Below are 16,743 nucleotides of genomic sequence, written 5' to 3' on the forward strand. Positions count from 1 at the left end.
CATCGGGCCTACCTGCTGGGGGTAATCTCCCCACCCGAGCACACAAACGATGGTGTGAACCTCGTGCTCAGTACGGGGCAGCACGAAGTGCTCCGCGGCTTGGCGGGCGGCCAGGATCTGGGATGGATCGCTGCGAACAGCGGGGCGCACGCGGACGTCGTGCGTAGGGACATGCGTGCACTGATGGCGCTGGTAGACGCCAGAACCACGATGCATCTTATTCGCCGTGGCTGGGAGCTCGGCCTGCTCGGACCGACACGGAATGAAGTATCCAATCCCTCGACTGTCAGTGTGAACTCCGGACGGGACTAGTCCGGTCGGCTACTCATAGGTAGTTCACCCTCGGCTCTCAGAGACTCTCTTCAGCCTTTCATCCATCACGATCGCAGCCGGAGCTTCTTCGGCGACCGACATTAAGTACGAGCCTCCGTATTTTAGGGATTCAGACATGACTGCCAAGTTGGAAGACCTCCCTCGTGTGCCACGAAGGAAGATACTTACGGGGAAGGATCGCGAAAGCTTCCGTGTGAGCGTCAGTGTCGTCTATGTAAACAACCCCAACGTGAGCATTCGGGATATGAGTGAGACCACAGGACGCTCATTCGGGTTTATTCGCAAGATGCTCATTGAGTCGGATGTAAAGCTGCGCTCACGCGGCGGATCACACGCGTTGCGAAAAGACGCTGAAGATTGAGAACGTCGGCAAGCCGAGAGTGATGCGGTCTTGAGGTCGAGGGTACTCCGCGTACTCGAATTGCTGGCATGTTGAGGGGAGATGGTGACGATTACTGCTCCGAGTGTGGTGCAGAGCCGAGTCGGTGTGCTCAACAAGGCTTGTGCGATTCTCGCTGTGCTGGAAGAGAAGCCGGCGTGTCTGGACACGGTGATCTCAGAAACCGGCCTGAAGCGTCTCACGGTGCATCGACTCGTTTTCGCAATGCAGGAGCTGGGCCTGGTCGAAGCCGACCCGCGGGGGCAGTTCATTGCCGGTCCGAGGCTGATCCGCTTGGCAAGGGCGGCGCACCAGGCGATCGCTGACCTTGAACTGCGGCAGGAACTCAGCGCACTGCGGGCCACAACCGGCGTACGGTCCGTCCGTCTTGAACAGCGTCGCGGCGATCAGCGGATCTGCATCGCCGAGGACCAGCGACTCAAGTCGGCGGCCAGTGACGGCAATCGGCCCAGGGCGGTGGCGATGGGGGAAGACCCCGTCTCACGGGTCTTCCTCGCGTGGCGGGGGCTCAGCCAGGGCCACGCAGCGTGGACCGACTCTGTTGCGTGCTCTGGGACACGGTGTCGCGGCTGGGTGCAGGGTGTTGCCGACGGGTGCCTGGTTCTGGCGGTGGCAGTGGGAGACGGCGATGGGGACCTGTCCGCTGTCCTGTCGCTGTCCAGCCCCTTGCAGCGGACACGCCGCCAAGCCTCATACGGCCGTGAGGTGGTCACGGCCGCGATGGAGGCTGCCGCCCGCATCTCCGGGCGCCTCCGCACCAAGGAGGCGACCGGTCTGGTCAAGGGGCTGGAGGACCGCGTTCGGGGAGTCGGACCACAGTCCGTCGAATAGACCCCGCTCGGGGCACCGGTCGACACCGGTCCCGGCGCCCCGAGCGGTATCGCACTCCCGGCGCGGAATAGGTGGAGCACGACGTATCGCGCTGGGTTCATGGAAGAGATCAGGCACTCACAGAAGGAGAAGAAGTGACAGCTCTCGCCGCCGAACCGCTGGTGGTGCAGCAGACGAATCTGATGCGGCACCTGGCCCAGGTGCTCAAACAGCATGAGATCGGTGGGTCCTTCCGGCTCATGTTCGTACCGTCGGGGCTGGAGATCTCCGATGACGAGGTCCTGGTCCAGGACGTGAATGCGCAGGAGCGCGTGGTCGAGATCCGCCCTCGCAAGCTGACCGATCTCAGTCTCGGAGAGGTTCTCCACGCAACGCAGGTCATCGATCCGTCGGATGAATCGCTTATCGCCCATGCGGACAACTCGTCTGGCTGGGACTGCAAGTCGTACACGAGGCCAGATGGCAGCACAGGACATCTGTACGCGACCTAGGAGTATTGGCGCGATGGGTGGTCTTACACACCAGGAAGTGGCCTTCAGCTTTCTCGGGCGCCTTGGTCCGGCAGTTTGGCCGAGGCTCACGGCAAGCCAGCCGGTACACGTCCAGCAGGTATTTGATGCTACATGGATCGAGAGCGTCTTCCTGCCATTAGCGGAACAGAAGGCAGCAGGTCAGACGGTTGCGCTCGTTGACGGGCTGGACTTCCACCGAAGGTCCCATAAGGATGCGGTTGCGCGTGCTTATCAAGAGCGGCAACGCACACGCGTCTACGAGAGCTTGGACCTTCGCAGCGACGGATGGTTCATCGCAGTCACTCTGCAACTGACTGCGATGATTCGCAGTCCAGTCGTCTGCAGCGCCTACGAGTCACACGCGGGCGACCGCAACCTCGGCCCGCACGATGACGAATGGCTCGGCTTGATCACCCAAGTGCGCGGTGCGAAACGCTGGCTCGTCTGGCCGGATACAACCGGTGCACCCGAGGAGATAGTCACCAGGGCTGGAGATGTGCTGATCCTGCCGCAGGGGATGAAGCATGAGGTGAACACCCCAGGATCCCCCGGATATTCGGTGCATCTGGTCTTCGCCATTACGGACGAACCGATGTGACACCCCCAAGGCAAGGTGACCGTTAACACTCTGCGGGCACCGGCAGGTTGGCCGCCCTGGCCGAGCCCTGGCTGGCCGGGGCGGCCAACAGAGGCCCTTCCTAGTAAATGATCTGAGCGTCAGCAGCCTGCTCACCTTGCCAAATTTCTATCTCGCTCCCGTAGGGAAACCAAGGAATGGACTGCGGGGCGGTTTTCCACAGCAAGTCACTATGAAAGGTGTGGGATGAAGATCCCATATGTCGTTCTCGCGGCCGCCGCAGTCGGCGTTGCGCGGCTTGTGCAGTCCGAGAGGCAGAACCGGCAGCGGCTCGCCCTGCACGCCGAGGAACTGCACCAGGTGTGGATCTCCGAGGTGGCTTCCGATCCCGAGCTGCGGGCGATGTGGACAGCGCCCGGCGAGCCGCCTGCCGAGGAGTACGCGAGGCTTCTGCACTGCAACCGGCTGATCAGCTTCTTGTCGGTCAAGTACCGGGCTGGCCTGCTCGACGCCGCGTCCTTGAGGATCCAGTCGCGGTGGGTGATGGAACGCGAGGTCGGCCGGACGTACTGGACGACGTTCGGGGCCTTCCGGGAGGAGGAGGCGCTGGATCGGACCGATCGCACCTTCAACGCGATCACGGCCGACGAGCACGCCGCCCTCGTGGACGCGGACGCAGCCGCCACCTGACGGGACTCCCGGCGCTGCCGCGCTGAGAGCAGTGCGCAGCGCTCCCAGGACTGGGGCTTCCTCCCGGTCGTGAGGGCCATCCCCGTGTATGGGAAGGTCCCGGCCGTGCCTCTCGGAGGAGGCGGCGCGTGAGCGCCCCGGCCGCGGCTCGTGGGGAAGCCGCGGCCGGCCCTCCATCCCCGTACCCGGTTCCACCAACCGCCTGAAAGGGACTCCATGCACGCCAGCAGCACCATCGACGTAGCTGTCTGGAACATCGAGGCAGACGGCGGCCGCCAGGGTGAACGCCGTGACCTCGCCCTGGACATCCTGGCCGAGCACGAGCCGGACGTCTGGCTCCAGCAGGAGGCGAAGCACAGCCGGGAAGGCGGCCAACGACTCAAGAACAGCGCGGCGAAGCGGCTCGGGCTCCGCGGCTTCCTGGCAGAGCCCAACCCATACGTTGATGCCGACATCGCCACCGCCGTGTACCTGCGCCCCGAGCTCTTCCACGTCCGCGAGGAGCCGCCGCGGGCAAAGCCATGGTGGCTGCACCCCTGCCACGTACAGGCGCAACTGGGCGACTGCCCCGTGCCACTGAACATCGTCTCCGCCCACCTGTGCTTTTTCGACGCCAACCAGTGGCTCACCGAAGCCGGGTGGCTGACCACTCTCGCCGAACCCGGCATGGTCACCCTCATCGGCATGGACAGCAACAGCTACCCGAGGGTTCCTAAACCGACCGCCCTGCCGAACTGGGACACGGTCACCGACCGCGCGCACATGGTCCACCGCACCTACGTAGACGCCGACGGCCACCGCCGCAGCGACACCCGACCTGACGCCGCCCTCATAGACGCCGGATACGTCGACCTTGCCCGGCACGCGGCCGACCATCTCGGGGTAGACAGCAAGATAGCGCTCGCCCCTACGGCGGGGTTCGACAAACCGCACCAGGGCAGTCCGCAGCGCATTGACCGCGGTTACGCGGCTGGCGGTGCGGCTGATGCTCTCGACCACGTCGAGGTCATCGACACCGACGACACCCGCTTCCGCCTCCGACCATGCCCTGGTCCTGTACCGCTTCAACCGCGCTCGCCTGGAACGCGTACTCACCCAAGCTGCACCATGCACACGGTGATGAGACGGCCCGTCGGCATCACCAAAGCGGGCCAATACCCCATGCGGCAGCCGTTACGACGGCGATACGTGGCGCTGGTTGTGAGAGCAGCTTCACGCGGGGGCAGCGGTGCCGTGGGCGTCGATGATCGCAGGGAGGGCGCGCACACGGTCATGCAGCTCGTCGGCACCCGTTACGCGCGTCGGGCTGAGGGCGGCGTCGAGCTGCGTGAGGCGGCTCCTGGAAGTGGAGCGAAGCCGTGCTGCGGGTACGCGAGCCAGGACGTCCAGAGCGCGTTGCGCGGCATCGGTCGGTTGGGTGGGGGCTTCGGCTTGGGCCAGGAGCAGGGCGGCGGCGGCCCAGCCGGGGGTGGCCGTGATGCAGGCGTTCATGGAGGTCTCGGCGGTGGCGACCGCCTTTTCGGTCCGTCCCAGGGCGCGATCGGCGTCGGCTTCGTGCAGTTGGTGCTCTGCGATGTCGTAGCCGAACCTTCCTGGCGCCCAGCCCGCCGCGTCGGCCTCCAGCTCACGCATGGCGGCCGCCAGCGCCGCGTCCGCTTCTCGTTGACGGTTCAGAGCTGCAAGGGACGGGAGTTGTGCCCAGGCATGGAGCTGGGCGCGCGGGAGCCCGGCAGGGGCGGAGGCCAAGCCGCGGTCGGCATGGGCCAGAGCCTGGATGTGCTGGCCTGCCGCACGGGCAACCATCGCTTGCGCGCCCCAGGCCCAGCCCGCGAGACGCGCGTCTCCGCTGCGGTCGCCGTAGGTCGTGGCCGTAGCCAGATGAACTCGTGCTCCGGCGTGGTCGCCGAGGTGGTGGGCGAGGTTGCCCAGGAGGGCGGACAGCCAGCCGACGCACCGCCGCAGCTCATTCTCGATTCGATCCGGCGTCGGCGTGGTGCTGGTGAGGGCTTGCATCAGCAGGCCCCGGGCGGCGTGCACTTCGGTGAAGAGCAGGTGGGGCGGATGCTTGCTGTAGCCGAGTGCGTAGTGCTCAATAGCCGCCTCGGACAGGTCCACGACTGCGGTACTGCCTGCCGGCTCGGCGAGCAGCGCGAGGTGCAGAGATTCCCGGACGGCCGGCAGACCGGCGGAGGTCGTCATGGTCACCATGCTTTCCCGTGCGGGAAGGACGCACGCTTGGGGCCCGGGAGCACTGTATCGAGCACCCTGAGCCCACTGGGGTTGTTCGTAGTCAGGGGCACGGCCGAGTCCGAGCTGCTCCGGACGGGCCTGGTAGACCGTGCACAGGACCTCGACGTACTCCAAGCTGGGCCGCTCAAAGGATCGGTGTTCCCACCGGCAGAGCATCGACTCCGACATGCCCGGTGGCATCAGGCCGCGGGCCCGGTACAGGGCGCCGACCCGCTCGATGGTGCGGGACCGAGGCCAGCCGAGGGCAAGGCGCCACGCCTCCAGCGAGTGGACTTCGGGCAGCTCGGCGCGGATCACGTCGGCCGTCCGCTCGACCCCGCTGCCACTGTGCAGGCACCGTTCCCTGATCTCGGCGGCGGCCTTCTGGATAGCGGCGCGACGCGATCGACTGACCGTAGTCATTTACGCACCCCCCGCGATGGAGCCGGCTGCGCGTCACGGTATCCGAGCTCCCCCGCCGAGGGGAGTGTGGCCTGTCGCGACGGGCCGACATTGCGAGTTGTCCGCAATGCGCGCAAGCAGATCTGGCAATGACGTGCTGTCCATCCGCCAGGACGATGAGTGAATACCGTGACCAGTCGGTACGGCGTCCCCGATCTCAAGATCCGCGTACCCGGCCACAGCGGCACTCGACTCGACGGCGCCCCCGAGGCAGCCATCCGTGCTCGACCGGGCAATGCCTCGGGTTCCCTGTATCGCCGATCCCCAAAGGGGGAGTTCCGTGAACAGCCCTAGCGATTCGTCGTTTCCCCTCGGCACGTTGACCATCGGCAAGACCTTCGACTTTGAGGCTGGGCATCGGCTTCCCAGCCTCCCGCCCGAGCACAAGTGCTCACACCAGCACGGACACAGCTACCAGGTCGAGGTCATACTCACCGCCCCCACGCTGGAGGCGCCGGGCTTCGTCACCGACTTCGGGGCGCTCGCCCCGTTCAAGAAGTTCCTGGACACCGAGCTGGACCACCAGAACCTCCATGAAGTGCTGCCCTTCGAGCCGACCTCGGAGCACGTGGCCCAGTTCCTTGCAGGCTGGATCATCCAGAACCTTGAGCCGGACATCCCCGGCCGACTGGTCGCGGTCCGTGTCTGCGAGACGGAGCGCAGTTGGGCCCGCTTCGACGTGGAGCAGCGGTGATGTCGAAGGGCACGGCTCCAGCGTTCACCGGGAGCGCTGACGAGCTCTGGCTGATCATCGCGGAGTGCTTCGGCGTCGAACAGCCGACGTTCCAGGGGGAGGGCCCCAGCTGCGGATGTCCCGCCCTGTTTATCCGTCTGTCCCGGTGCAACTTGACGTGCCGCCGGTGCGACACGAAGTACACCTGGGACTGGTCCCAATTCGATCCCCACGAAGAGTCGACGAAGCAGCCCGTGGCCCATCTCCTCGAATGGGCTCTCTCGTCGCCTGTCGAGTTGGTCGTCATCACTGGCGGCGAGCCGCTGATCCAGCAGCGGGCGCTGATCTCCCTGGTGCAGGGCCTGCTAGCTGCCGGTAAGCGGGTGGAGTTCGAAACGAACGGCACCCTGGTGCCGGACCCGGCGCTGCTGATGGACGGGGTGCAGTTCAACGTCTCGCCCAAGATCGCCAGCTTCGGCGTCTCCAAGGAGCAGCGGCTTGTGCCTGCTGCGCTGGAAGCCTTCGCCGCGTGCGGGCGAGCCGCATTCAAGTTCGTCGCCCGCACGGTGCCGGACCTGGACGAGGTCGCCGAGCTCGTGGACGCGTATGGCTTGGCGCCGGTGTGGGTGATGCCGGAGGGCACCACCGCGGACGCGCTCATCGCGACCACACGGGTGCTCGCGGACGCCGTCGTGGCTCGCCACTGGCACTTCTCGACACGCCTGCACGTCCTGGCGTTCGCCGACGCCCGCGGACGCTGACAGCTCCTTGCTCATGTTCTGTTGCCCCATCCCCTGGAAGAGGCGAAGCCCATGACGAATGCCATATATGGTGCGTCCGGCCTGAGTCCGGCCGCACCACCGCAGCCCGCCGCGGAACTCTCACGCCCGGAGGTCGATGCCGAGCGAGTCGCTGTGCTGGTCGGCCAGCTCCTGACCGCGCTCGGCGAGAACCCCGACCGCGAGGGTTTGGCCGAGACGCCGACTCGGGTCGCAGCCTGGTGGACCTCGTTTTTGTCACCGGACGCCGCGACGCCCACGTGCTTCACCGAAGTCCACCTGAGCGGTCAGTTGGTCGTGGTTGGCGGCGTGAGCGTGTGGTCGCTCTGTGAGCACCACATGCTGCCAATGAACCTGCGGGTCGTGGCTGGCTATGTGCCTGATGGCGAGGTGATCGGGCTGTCGAAGTTCGGGCGGATTGCGCAACGGTATGCCGGGCGGCTCCAGGTACAGGAGCGCTTCACGCGGCAGGTTTCCGAGGAAATCACTGCCGCGATCGGTGGCAAGGACCTGGCGGTAGCTGTCCGCGGCACCCACCTGTGCATGAGCATGCGCGGGGTGCGGATGGAAGAAGCCCGCACCACCACCTTGCAGGTCGGCGGCCGGTTCCAAACCGACCCGGTGCTCTCCGCGCAGTTCCTCACCCTCGCCACCGGGCAATGGGGAGCCGTGGGGTGACCAAGCACATCGACTTCTCTGTCATCGCGCCGCCCGCCTACCTGGACGATTTCGTCTCCCAGGAGCCGGCCCGCGTACATCACGTGGCTGCCCAGCGAGTCCTTTCCGATGACGGCTACCGGGCGTTCTTCGTCGCCGAAGCCGAACGGGGCGCTGAGATCATCATCGACAACGGGGTCTTCGATCTCGGCCATGCCCTGCCGGCCGCGGACCTCGTCGCAGCCGGACTCGCGGTCAGCGCCCGCGAAATCATCCTCCCTGATGTCATGCACGAGGGCGCCGCGACGATCAAGGCAAGCGAGCAGGCCGCCCGCGACATCCTCGACCTCACCGACAGCTTCCGCTTGTGCGTCGTCCTGCACGCCGCGGACGACGAGGAATGGCTGCGCACCTACGACCACTTCGCTTCCAGCGACTATGTCGGCGCCATTGCCCTGCCCGCTTCCCGGCGTCCTGACCCCGAGAGGCAGCTATGTCGCACCAGGTGGATGGCCACCCACTACCTTGAGGACCGCGGCATGGTCGAGGAGCGGATGGTCTACCGGCTTCTCGGACTGGGCCGCACCGGGCACCTGGAGCTGGTCGAGCAGCGTGAGCACGAGTGGATCGCCTCCGTAGACGGCGCGGCGCCGGTCATCCTCGGTGCGATGGGCATCGCCATGCTGCCCGGCGGCCCGTACGAGAAACCCAGCACGCCCCGCATCGAGAACCTCGGCCCGATCCCCGAGGACCGCTTCGATCTGATCCGGCAGAACATCGCCGTCGTCCGCGAGGCGGCCGGCAGCCACGTGAAGATCGCTGAGGCCCTCCGATGAGGCTGACGCCGAACTCCCTGCTCGAGCCCGTGCACGGGCTGCTGCGTGCGGCCACGGTTCCCGTCGATGGGCACACTATGTGCCCCGACCGCCTGTTGCGCTACTTGGAGATCAAGGCTCACCACCTCATCCAGGACCAGGACTGGGACAGCATCCGCGTCGTCGGCGGCTACGACCGTACGGCAGTGGTCTCCCGGCACGAGAAGACCGGCAAGCTGTTCAACATCGAGCGGCCCACCGCCACGGTTCACGGCCGCGACCTGGTCATCAAGGCGTTCCCCGGCGCCGACTACGTCCAGCACTACGCGCTGATCATCGCCACCTACCTGGCCATGACCGGTCGCCCGGCCGACGCCGTCACCTACCAGCCGCCCGGGGAGGAGGAGTGCCGTGCGGCCGTCGAAGCACTCGACCTCGATCTGGACGGCGATCTTGTGATCGTCGGCTGGGGCCTTCAGCACCTCGCGCCCACGGACGGCGTGTGGACGCGCGGGCCCGGCTACGCCTGGCAGCGTGCCGATGTCGCCAGCCGCCGGGTGGTCTTCCTCGGGTTCCTTCACAGCATCTGGGGGGACGTCGCCGGCCGGGTCGTCGCCCGCTTGGCCGAACTCGGCGCCCGCGATGTCGTCTACGTCGGCAAGGTCGGGGCGCTGGCCCCCGCCATCGAGCCGAACAGGTGGCTGGCTACCGGCAACGAGAGCCTCGTCGGCGGCGCGCTGGTCACCTGGGACGACTTCTTCGGTGATTTCGCCGCCGCCCAGGCCGACGTGCAGACCGGGCTGCACGTCACCTCCGCGTCGATCCTCCTGGAGAACCGCGACTGGCTGGCCAAGCACGCCGAGTACGCCTTCGTCGACCCGGAGATCGGCCCCATGGGGGCGGCGGCGTGCCGGGCGGGGATCAGATTCGGTTACCTCCACGTCATTTCCAACAATCTGGCCCGGCACTACCCCGCCGACCTGTCGAATGAGCGCCACGGCGATGTCCTGCGGCGGCGCGCCCAGCTGATCGACCGGATTCGCGGCATCATCGCGGATCGCCTTGCCAACACCTCGGTCCCATCCCCCGGAGGAACCCGGCCATGAAGGTTGCAGCACACCCTGCTCCCACGCCGGGGCGGGAGATCACGGTCACCGGCATCGACGGCGCAGGCAAGTCCACCCTCGCCGCGCGTCTGCATCAGGCCATGAACAACGCCGGTCACCGGACGATCCTCGTAGGCAAGCACAGCACCGAAGTCCCCATGGACGCAGCACTGTCCGCCTACGTCGATCGCCTCAACGCACTGGTCTACCGGCGCGACGCCCGCGTTGCCCAGGCATGCGGCGACCACTACTGGCTGCTGGCTCTGGCCGCCTGGTACACCCTCCAGGAGCAGCTCGTGATTCGGCCCGCGCTTGCCGCAGGCACTCACGTGATCCTCGATAACGCGCACCACAAGATCCTCGCCCGGTACGCGATCAACCCTGAAGTCTCCACCCATCTGGCCGAAGAGGTTTTCGCTCACCTCACCGAGCCCGACCTGGTGATCTTCCTGCGGATCGGCGCCCGCGAAGCCCTTGCCCGCAAGGGCTCGTTCACCTCCCTGGAGACCGGCCACTCCGGCAGCGGCGACGAGCACTTCATCCGCTACCAGGACACCGTCCTGGACCAGCTGCGCGAGCAGGAGCAGCGCGGTGGCTGGCTTTCGATGGACGTCGCCGACATGGACCGCGACCAGGTCTTCAAGACCGCCACCGGAGCGCTGGCCAACCGCCTGCAGCTCACCGTCTGACCCGCCCCCACACCTACAAGGAACGCTTCATGTCACAGGCCCGCCCCACGAGCGACATGTACGTATGTCACGGCGTCACCTGGGCCACCGGAGACCCCCGTCTTCTGCTCGCCCCGCTGCCCGGTGGGCCGTTGGCCTACGTCGAGATCATGAACCAGCGCCTCGGCTACCAGGTGAGCGGTACCGGGCGGTGGTGCACTGGCCGGTACCGGTTCGTCGACACCCACCGCGTCGAAGCCGTCGCCTGCCCCGACCGGGCGGCGGCCGAGCAGAGCGGGCAGTGCGCCCGCTGCGCCGGCCAGGACGACTTCCGCTTCGCCCACCAGTTCCATCAGGGAGGCCACGCCCCCGTAGCCCTCTCCGCGTACATGGCGCAACCGCACTGGCTGTACCTGGCGACGTTCGCCGACGGCACCACCAAGGTCGGCACCGCGGCCGAGTCGCGCAAGCGGTCCCGCCTTGACGAGCAGGGCGCCCTGGTGGCCACCTACCTCACCAAGAGCCCCGACGGCCGCGCCGTTCGCTTCCTGGAGGACGCGCTCACCCGACGCCTCGGCCTGCCCCAGACCGTCCGAGCTGCGGCCAAGCTCCGGGCCCTGGCCGAGCTGCGCGACCTCGCCCCGGTCCTCTCCTCGCATGAGAAAGAGCTCGCCCGCGCGGCCGAGGCCCTGGCCGACATGAACATCCCCGCGGTCTGGGAGGCATGGACGCCGCCCAGTGAGGGCGACCTGCTGCGCACAGCCGGGACCGAACGAGCGCTCTACCCACACGACCCGCGCGAGGGAGAACACGGCCTCGTCCCCCTGGCCTGCGCCGGTTCCCAGGTTCTGGCCGTCCTCGACAGCAACGACGATCTGCCCTACCTGCTCGACCTCGGCACCCTCAAAGGCCGCCGCATCACCCTCGGCCCGTTTAGCTCTCCGAGCGCCGCCGTGCAGTCCGCGCTCTTCTGACCCTTCCTCCAACGTTCCGTGAAGCGAGGCACTCCACGATGGCACCCCAGGACGCCGTCCTCGGCTGGGACGAACACACCACCGCCGAGGCATATGCCGCCTTCACCCGCGAGTTCCCCATGTACGGCGCCACCAGCCGTGACCTGGCCCACCGTGCGAGCCTGGCCGACGCCCACCTCGTGGTCGACCTGTGCGGCGGCACCGGCGTGACCGCCCGCGCGATCCTCGAACTGATCCCTGACCGGGCCCGGGTCGTCTCCCTGGACAGCGCCGCCGCGATGCAACGTGTCGGCCGCCGCACCCTTCACGACCCCCGCCTGTCCTGGATCACCGCCCCAGCAGAACGGCTGGCCGATCACGTCCCGACCGGCGGCGTCGACACCGTTGTGTGCAACTCGGCGATATGGAAGACCAACACCGCCGCAGTATTCACCACGGTCGCCCAGGTCCTGCGCCCAGGCGGGCGGTTCATCTTCAACATCGGCGGCGGCTTCGCCGGCGTCCGCCACACCGACGAGCAGACCGCACGCACCGGGCCGTCACTGAATACCCTCATCCGTCAGATCGCCGCCCGCGATCACGGATACACCCCGTCCCCCGCCGCCGACGCGCCCCCCAAGCTGCCGCTGAGGAAGGTCACCGAGCAACTGGCCGCCACCGGGCTGAACGTCCTCGGCACCGAGGTCACCGCCCAGCACAGCACCATGGCGGAGAAGAAGGCATGGCTGTCCATCCCCGTGTTCGCCCGGCCCGACGGGGGCTTCACCCATGCCCAGCGCATGAAGATCCTGGACGCGGCCTACGCCCTGACCACCCCCGATACCCCGACCGTGACGAGCTGGCTCGTCGTCGTCGCCCAGCGGCCGGGCGACACGCCGTGACCACCCCGGCCACGTCCTCTTCCACAGAGGACTTCTGCGACCACGCTAGCGTCGGGGTGCTCATCCCCTCCCTGGACGGTCTCCTGGTGTTCGAGCGGAGGAGGCCGCCAGTCGGGATCGCGCCGGTCGCCGGCCACCTCGACCAGCACGGCGGCCCCGAGGCGGCGGCTCACACGGAGGTCACCGAGGAAGTCGGCCTTACCGTCACCCGCCTGCACCTGCTGCTGGAGCAGTGGCGGCCGAACCAGTGCGGTCGCACACCCACCGGGCCCGTCGGCCACCACTGGTGGATCTTCGAAGCCCAGGTATACGGATCCCTCTGCCCCTCCGCCAGAGAGGTACGCACCCCCCGATGGATACACCCCGACCAGCTCCAGCAGTACGCGCTGCGCACCGCCGCTTACGCCGAACGGCGCCTGAGCAGGGAGGAGTTCGAGCAGGAGCCCGGCTTGGAGCCGGTGTGGGTCCGCTTCCTGCACGACCTCCAGCTACTCAACGTGCCCGCACGCACTCTCGACCGGATCGACACCGTCCTTTGAAGGGCAGCCGGAAGCGCCTCTCAGCAGGTGTCGGCTGCGTGGTTCGCCGCCAGGCGCCGTACGTATCCGCGGATACGGTCGCGGTCCTCAGGGAAGACGCTCTCCCACTCCTCGTCGAGGCCGATCCACGCCGCCGGCTGGCCCTTCTCCCCGCCGAGCGACGCCTCGTGATCGACGATCGCGGCGTAGGACAGCCCCAGCGTCGGGGACCAGTCAGCCCGATAGGAACGGACCGCCACGGCTGCGGGCTCGGGCAGCAGGTCCGCATGCAGGCCGGTCTCCTCCAGCAGTTCACGCGCTGCCGCTTCCCTCGGTGTCTCGCCCGGCTCGACCTTGCCCCCGGGCGGAACCCATCCGCGGACACGGTGCTTGACCAGCAGGACGTATCCAAAGCCGGGGTCGGTGGCCCAGACCTCGGCCGCAAGGGGCTTCATCGGATGCCGCCGGGCCTCATCCAGCCAGGCTCGGGCGCCATCGAACTCCAGCGCAGCGAGGCGGGCGTCGGAGACCGCCTCCTCCAAGATCATTTGCCCAAGTTCACCATGACTCACTCGCCACACCCTAGGCGGTCGCCGCGCACACGCGGCGCAGACGGCCCGCGGGCCATGCGGTCCTGTTCCACCAGTGCCCCGGGCCACACGGTGGCCGACCGAGTCGAAGCGGTCAGCGGCGAGAGCCCCTCCTTAGCGGCTGCTTCAGAAAGGAACTCCGGCCATGAGCGGTGACAACAGAACGGAGCGAGGCGCTTGGGTGGTCCTTGGCGGAATCCACCTCCTCAACCAGACCGCACCGCGGCGGCCGGACGAGCCGATCGTGCTCATCCGGGTGGCCCCTCAAGAGGTCTGCCTGCCTAGCATCACGGTGGCCATCCGGTGGAAGGCGCTCGGGGTCTGCCCGGTCGACGCCCTGAGCTCGGACGGTATGCGGCTCGGCGCGGCGCTGATCGACGGCAGCATCCTCTTCCCCGACGCCATCGCCGGCGCCGCACTGCGCCGACTCGTCGGAGCAGACTCGGCACCGGGGCTCGTGCCCTTGTGCTACCTGGCCGCACATCCTGATGGCGGCTATCACGCATACGCGCAGATCCGCTTCTATCCCGAGGACGCCTGCTTTGTGCGCACCACCCGTAAGCCGGTCGGCCACGGCCCGGTTACGGCCCTGCACTGGCTGGGCCCGGTGCTGTCCGCGCACGCCGAGTCGAGCATTGCGCTCAACAACCACCTGCGGTACTTCCGTACCCACTTCGCCGGAACGGAGCTGGAGTACAAATACACCCTCGATCCGGCGCCGGACATCTGGGCCGCGTCCCTGGAACTGCTGAAAGTCCTGCGTGACGGCGAGCTGGACGGTTGCCGACCCGAGTACCGGGAGGAGTTCCAGATCCACCACACCGAGAACCACCTGTTCGACGTCGTCGGCCCTGAGCAGGAAGTCGGCTACGCCTCGTTCATCCCGACAGTCTCCGCCGGGTACGTGCTCAAGCGGAAATGGTTCACAAAGGACACCTTCGCCCGTCGCGAGGAGCTGACCTCCGGAATCGACGTCGCACCCGACGGCTTCGAGGAATACCTGCGCACGGAGCTGGGTCTCCGGGTTCGTGCCATGCCGCCCTTTCAGCGTGTCCGCTACGACGTCCAGTGCGAGTCGATGCGCACCGGCCACGTCTACGGCATCTTCTTCGACCGCTGTTCCCTGCTGGCGACACCCGAGGTCGTGCTGTCCCAGTGCGAGCTGGAATACCGGCGCTCACGCAGCGTCCTGGACCACGACAAGGACGAGGTGCTGCGCGAGATGGAGCGCATCGACAGCTGGCTTCGGAGCTACCTCGCCGCCCACGGCTGGGCGAAGCAGCACACCTTCTACTCCAAACGCAGCTTCCTGCGCGACGCCGTCACCGCCAGGCCGGAACTAGCCCAGCCGCGCCCCGCTGCCCGCGGCGGTCAGCCGCAGTGATCAACTCGAATCGCGTCGGTGGCTACGAGCGCTCCATCACCGAAAGCCGCACTCGTCACTGAGGTGGCGGCTGGCAGGATGTGCCACCGTGACGACGACGAGTGAGCGCATCAACCGGCTCGATACAGACCTGCACCGACTGGGAATCACCCGACGGGTGCACCCCCGAGTGCGGATCGCCGTCCGACGCCGCATCCACCTGCGGCTATGGCTGATGTACACGCTCGGATGGGGCGCCATCACCATCGCGGTAGCGGTCACGTACTACTACAAGCGCAAACGCACATACTTTTTTGGCCTGTTGCCCCCCGCAGCCCGCCCCATCGACGACTGGGCTACGCCCATCGCTGCCGGACTGCTCGCCCCGCTCGCGTATTTCGCTGGCGCAGCACTCGGCGCACTGGTGGACGGGCGGCCCGCCCGGGACTCGTTCTACGACCTGCCGTGGGGGCGCACGGTCGGTGTGTCATGGATGCGCGCCGCTCGCCGCTACGCCCTGGTGATGGAGATCGTCGACGCGATAGCGGCCTGCGGCCGCGCGCATGCGGCGGGCGGCGAGCGGCAAGCTCCTGCCCTGCGGCACGTATCGAAGAAGCTCGGCGCTGTCACCCGCGGCCTGCGCACTGCGTACCGGCTACGGAGCAGCGTGCCCCGCTTCTCGCACCGCCGCAAGGCTCTCGACAAGCACGCCCGGCAGGTCGTCGCCGCGCTCCGCTCACAGGAAGCCCGCCTGGACGTCGATCCACGCGCTGCTCTCCCGCAGCTTGCCGACATGCTTCTGACGATCGCGGAACGCTATTGCCAGGCCCGTGTCGGCGCCCTCCTCGACGAAACCGACCTCGAAGGCGTACAGCCCGGTCCAGACCGCGAGTGGCTGCGCATAACCGCCGCCGCTGTCCTGTGCGCAGGAGCGGTCGTTGGGATCGCAGAACTCGGCCTTGCCGACGGTGCGGAACCCATCGTCATGCTGTGCGCGTGCCTAGTGATCATCTCCGTCGTGTGGAACCGGCGTGTGCGGCGCGCATTCGACCTCCTGGGCATCGTCCTCGGTCCATGACGACAAGGCCCGGGTCGGTTCTACGGCTAACGCTGACGGCTATCGCGTGGCGGCCTACCACTACCTCATCCCTGGTCTGGGCGCCCACCGCCTGCAGAAACTGGAGCCCGAGAAGCGCTTCTACCCGGAATGCAGGCGAACGGCAGCGCCGACGGCACCGCCCAGCAGGCGTACGGCACCGTCCGCATGACGCTGAATGAGGCCGTGCGCCGTCGTCATCTCACCACCAACCCGGCCTCTACCGCTAAGGCTCCCAAGCTCGAAGAGGAGGAGGTCAAGCCGTACTCGGTCGAGGAGGTTCATCGGCTGCTCCTCGAAGCGGGGAAACCCCACGAATACGCACGCTGGATCATCGCGCTGGCGCTCAGCCTGCGCCAGGGCGAGGTTCTCGGCCTCACCTACGGAGCGACCCTCTGAGTTCGGAGAAGGTGCTGACGCCACAGCTTTGGGAGGACGTGTTGGTGGACTACGGATTCCACGTGGGAGGCGGTCGACTTGCTCCGGGCTCCTGAGGCCGACAATCCGGTGGTGGTGCAGCTCGTCCGACCCGCCGGGCGTCCAGCACTCAGCCAGGTCGGGGCCCGCCGCCGAGGCTGTAACAGATCTG

18 protein-coding genes and 1 pseudogene are annotated in these 16,743 nt (G+C 67.4%); 17 read left to right on the forward strand and 2 right to left on the reverse strand.

What is annotated here, in order from left to right; translation table 11 throughout:
* The first annotated feature begins 448 nt into the window (after positions 1 to 448).
* The 5 genes from ACMTAK_RS39160 to ACMTAK_RS39180 all read left to right on the forward strand — a co-directional run bounded on the left by ACMTAK_RS39160 (position 449) and on the right by ACMTAK_RS39180 (position 3,343).
* Positions 449 to 694 (forward strand): helix-turn-helix domain-containing protein, encoded by a 246-nt coding sequence (locus tag ACMTAK_RS39160; protein ID WP_413810536.1) that lies wholly within the window; start codon positions 449 to 451, stop codon positions 692 to 694.
* An 81-nt stretch (positions 695 to 775) separates the two neighbouring features.
* On the forward strand, positions 776 to 1,564 hold the full coding sequence (locus tag ACMTAK_RS39165) for a helix-turn-helix domain-containing protein (protein ID WP_413810537.1): 789 nt from the start codon (positions 776 to 778) through the stop codon (positions 1,562 to 1,564).
* Between the two features lie 134 nt (positions 1,565 to 1,698).
* Complete coding sequence (locus ACMTAK_RS39170) at positions 1,699 to 2,055, forward strand: hypothetical protein (RefSeq protein WP_143059757.1); 357 nt, start codon at positions 1,699 to 1,701, stop codon at positions 2,053 to 2,055.
* Between the two features lie 37 nt (positions 2,056 to 2,092).
* The gene (locus ACMTAK_RS39175; protein ID WP_413810538.1) at positions 2,093 to 2,674 is read left to right on the forward strand and encodes a JmjC domain-containing protein; all 582 of its coding nucleotides are present in this window, start codon (positions 2,093 to 2,095) and stop codon (positions 2,672 to 2,674) included.
* A 225-nt stretch (positions 2,675 to 2,899) separates the two neighbouring features.
* Positions 2,900 to 3,343: a DUF6082 family protein gene (locus tag ACMTAK_RS39180; protein ID WP_093460467.1), complete on the forward strand. Its 444-nt coding sequence runs from the start codon at positions 2,900 to 2,902 to the stop codon at positions 3,341 to 3,343.
* A 1,212-nt stretch (positions 3,344 to 4,555) separates the two neighbouring features.
* On the opposite strand, the gene ACMTAK_RS39185 is transcribed toward ACMTAK_RS39180, so the two are convergent.
* Positions 4,556 to 5,995, reverse strand: a complete 1,440-nt coding sequence (locus tag ACMTAK_RS39185) for a Twin-arginine translocation pathway signal (protein ID WP_413810539.1) — start codon at positions 5,993 to 5,995, stop codon at positions 4,556 to 4,558.
* Positions 5,996 to 6,314: 319 nt separating this feature from the next.
* Here ACMTAK_RS39185 and ACMTAK_RS39190 point away from each other — a divergent pair, with 319 nt between their 5' ends.
* Genes ACMTAK_RS39190 through ACMTAK_RS39230 form a run of 9 tightly spaced genes read left to right on the forward strand, consistent with a single transcriptional unit; the run spans position 6,315 to position 13,126 of the window.
* On the forward strand, positions 6,315 to 6,728 hold the full coding sequence (locus ACMTAK_RS39190) for a 6-pyruvoyl trahydropterin synthase family protein (RefSeq protein WP_244320654.1): 414 nt from the start codon (positions 6,315 to 6,317) through the stop codon (positions 6,726 to 6,728).
* On the forward strand, positions 6,728 to 7,468 hold the full coding sequence (locus tag ACMTAK_RS39195; protein WP_093460464.1) for a 7-carboxy-7-deazaguanine synthase QueE: 741 nt from the start codon (positions 6,728 to 6,730) through the stop codon (positions 7,466 to 7,468). Before ACMTAK_RS39190 ends, ACMTAK_RS39195 begins: the two co-directional genes overlap by 1 nt.
* Positions 7,469 to 7,519: 51 nt before the next feature.
* Positions 7,520 to 8,164 carry a GTP cyclohydrolase I gene (gene folE / locus ACMTAK_RS39200; protein WP_413810540.1) on the forward strand — a complete coding sequence of 215 codons (645 nt, stop codon included), beginning with the start codon at positions 7,520 to 7,522 and terminating at the stop codon, positions 8,162 to 8,164.
* Positions 8,161 to 8,979: a hypothetical protein gene (locus ACMTAK_RS39205; RefSeq protein WP_413810541.1), complete on the forward strand. Its 819-nt coding sequence runs from the start codon at positions 8,161 to 8,163 to the stop codon at positions 8,977 to 8,979. The genes folE and ACMTAK_RS39205 overlap by 4 nt, the downstream gene beginning before the upstream one ends.
* On the forward strand, positions 8,976 to 10,064 hold the full coding sequence (locus ACMTAK_RS39210) for a nucleoside phosphorylase-I family protein (RefSeq protein WP_413810542.1): 1,089 nt from the start codon (positions 8,976 to 8,978) through the stop codon (positions 10,062 to 10,064). Before ACMTAK_RS39205 ends, ACMTAK_RS39210 begins: the two co-directional genes overlap by 4 nt.
* Entirely contained in the window at positions 10,061 to 10,753 is a 693-nt protein-coding gene (locus ACMTAK_RS39215; protein WP_093460458.1) for a dTMP kinase, read from the forward strand. Before ACMTAK_RS39210 ends, ACMTAK_RS39215 begins: the two co-directional genes overlap by 4 nt.
* 29 nt (positions 10,754 to 10,782) lie before the next feature.
* Positions 10,783 to 11,706, forward strand: a complete 924-nt coding sequence (locus ACMTAK_RS39220; RefSeq protein ID WP_413810543.1) for a DUF2797 domain-containing protein — start codon at positions 10,783 to 10,785, stop codon at positions 11,704 to 11,706.
* A gap of 38 nt (positions 11,707 to 11,744) precedes the next feature.
* The gene (locus ACMTAK_RS39225; protein WP_413810544.1) at positions 11,745 to 12,587 is read left to right on the forward strand and encodes a class I SAM-dependent methyltransferase; all 843 of its coding nucleotides are present in this window, start codon (positions 11,745 to 11,747) and stop codon (positions 12,585 to 12,587) included.
* The gene (locus ACMTAK_RS39230) at positions 12,584 to 13,126 is read left to right on the forward strand and encodes an NUDIX hydrolase (RefSeq protein ID WP_093460453.1); all 543 of its coding nucleotides are present in this window, start codon (positions 12,584 to 12,586) and stop codon (positions 13,124 to 13,126) included. Before ACMTAK_RS39225 ends, ACMTAK_RS39230 begins: the two co-directional genes overlap by 4 nt.
* 20 nt (positions 13,127 to 13,146) lie before the next feature.
* Here the strand turns inward: ACMTAK_RS39230 and ACMTAK_RS39235 are convergent, their stop codons facing one another.
* Positions 13,147 to 13,647 carry an NUDIX hydrolase gene (locus tag ACMTAK_RS39235; RefSeq protein ID WP_413813139.1) on the reverse strand — a complete coding sequence of 167 codons (501 nt, stop codon included), beginning with the start codon at positions 13,645 to 13,647 and terminating at the stop codon, positions 13,147 to 13,149.
* 193 nt (positions 13,648 to 13,840) lie between these two features.
* On the opposite strand from ACMTAK_RS39235, the gene ACMTAK_RS39240 reads away from it, so the two are divergent.
* The 3 genes and pseudogenes from ACMTAK_RS39240 to ACMTAK_RS39250 form a co-directional block, all read left to right on the forward strand.
* Positions 13,841 to 15,079 (forward strand): hypothetical protein, encoded by a 1,239-nt coding sequence (locus ACMTAK_RS39240; protein ID WP_413810545.1) that lies wholly within the window; start codon positions 13,841 to 13,843, stop codon positions 15,077 to 15,079.
* Between the two features lie 88 nt (positions 15,080 to 15,167).
* Positions 15,168 to 16,136, forward strand: coding sequence for a hypothetical protein (locus ACMTAK_RS39245; RefSeq protein WP_413810546.1), 969 nt, complete (start codon positions 15,168 to 15,170; stop codon positions 16,134 to 16,136).
* Between the two features lie 28 nt (positions 16,137 to 16,164).
* Positions 16,165 to 16,538 (forward strand): annotated as a pseudogene (locus ACMTAK_RS39250) (tyrosine-type recombinase/integrase); the annotation flags it as partial.
* Between the last annotated feature and the right edge of the window lie 205 nt (positions 16,539 to 16,743).

It is taken from the genome of Streptomyces lacaronensis (assembly GCF_047337785.1).
In the GTDB taxonomy this organism is placed as follows: domain Bacteria; phylum Actinomycetota; class Actinomycetes; order Streptomycetales; family Streptomycetaceae; genus Streptomyces; species Streptomyces lycopersici.

What these genes read in the sequence shown, in the direction of transcription:
- ACMTAK_RS39160 (WP_413810536.1), top strand. Translation starts at nt 449, where the DNA reads ATGACTGCCAAGTTGGAAGACCTCCCTCGTGTGCCACGAAGGAAGATA.
- ACMTAK_RS39165 (WP_413810537.1), top strand. Translation starts at nt 776, where the DNA reads ATGGTGACGATTACTGCTCCGAGTGTGGTGCAGAGCCGAGTCGGTGTG.
- ACMTAK_RS39180 (WP_093460467.1), top strand. Translation starts at nt 2,900, where the DNA reads ATGAAGATCCCATATGTCGTTCTCGCGGCCGCCGCAGTCGGCGTTGCG.
- ACMTAK_RS39185 (WP_413810539.1), bottom strand. Translation starts at nt 5,995, where the DNA reads ATGACTACGGTCAGTCGATCGCGTCGCGCCGCTATCCAGAAGGCCGCC.
- ACMTAK_RS39195 (WP_093460464.1), top strand. Translation starts at nt 6,728, where the DNA reads ATGTCGAAGGGCACGGCTCCAGCGTTCACCGGGAGCGCTGACGAGCTC.
- folE (WP_413810540.1), top strand. Translation starts at nt 7,520, where the DNA reads ATGACGAATGCCATATATGGTGCGTCCGGCCTGAGTCCGGCCGCACCA.
- ACMTAK_RS39210 (WP_413810542.1), top strand. Translation starts at nt 8,976, where the DNA reads ATGAGGCTGACGCCGAACTCCCTGCTCGAGCCCGTGCACGGGCTGCTG.
- ACMTAK_RS39215 (WP_093460458.1), top strand. Translation starts at nt 10,061, where the DNA reads ATGAAGGTTGCAGCACACCCTGCTCCCACGCCGGGGCGGGAGATCACG.
- ACMTAK_RS39220 (WP_413810543.1), top strand. Translation starts at nt 10,783, where the DNA reads ATGTCACAGGCCCGCCCCACGAGCGACATGTACGTATGTCACGGCGTC.
- ACMTAK_RS39225 (WP_413810544.1), top strand. Translation starts at nt 11,745, where the DNA reads ATGGCACCCCAGGACGCCGTCCTCGGCTGGGACGAACACACCACCGCC.
- ACMTAK_RS39240 (WP_413810545.1), top strand. Translation starts at nt 13,841, where the DNA reads ATGAGCGGTGACAACAGAACGGAGCGAGGCGCTTGGGTGGTCCTTGGC.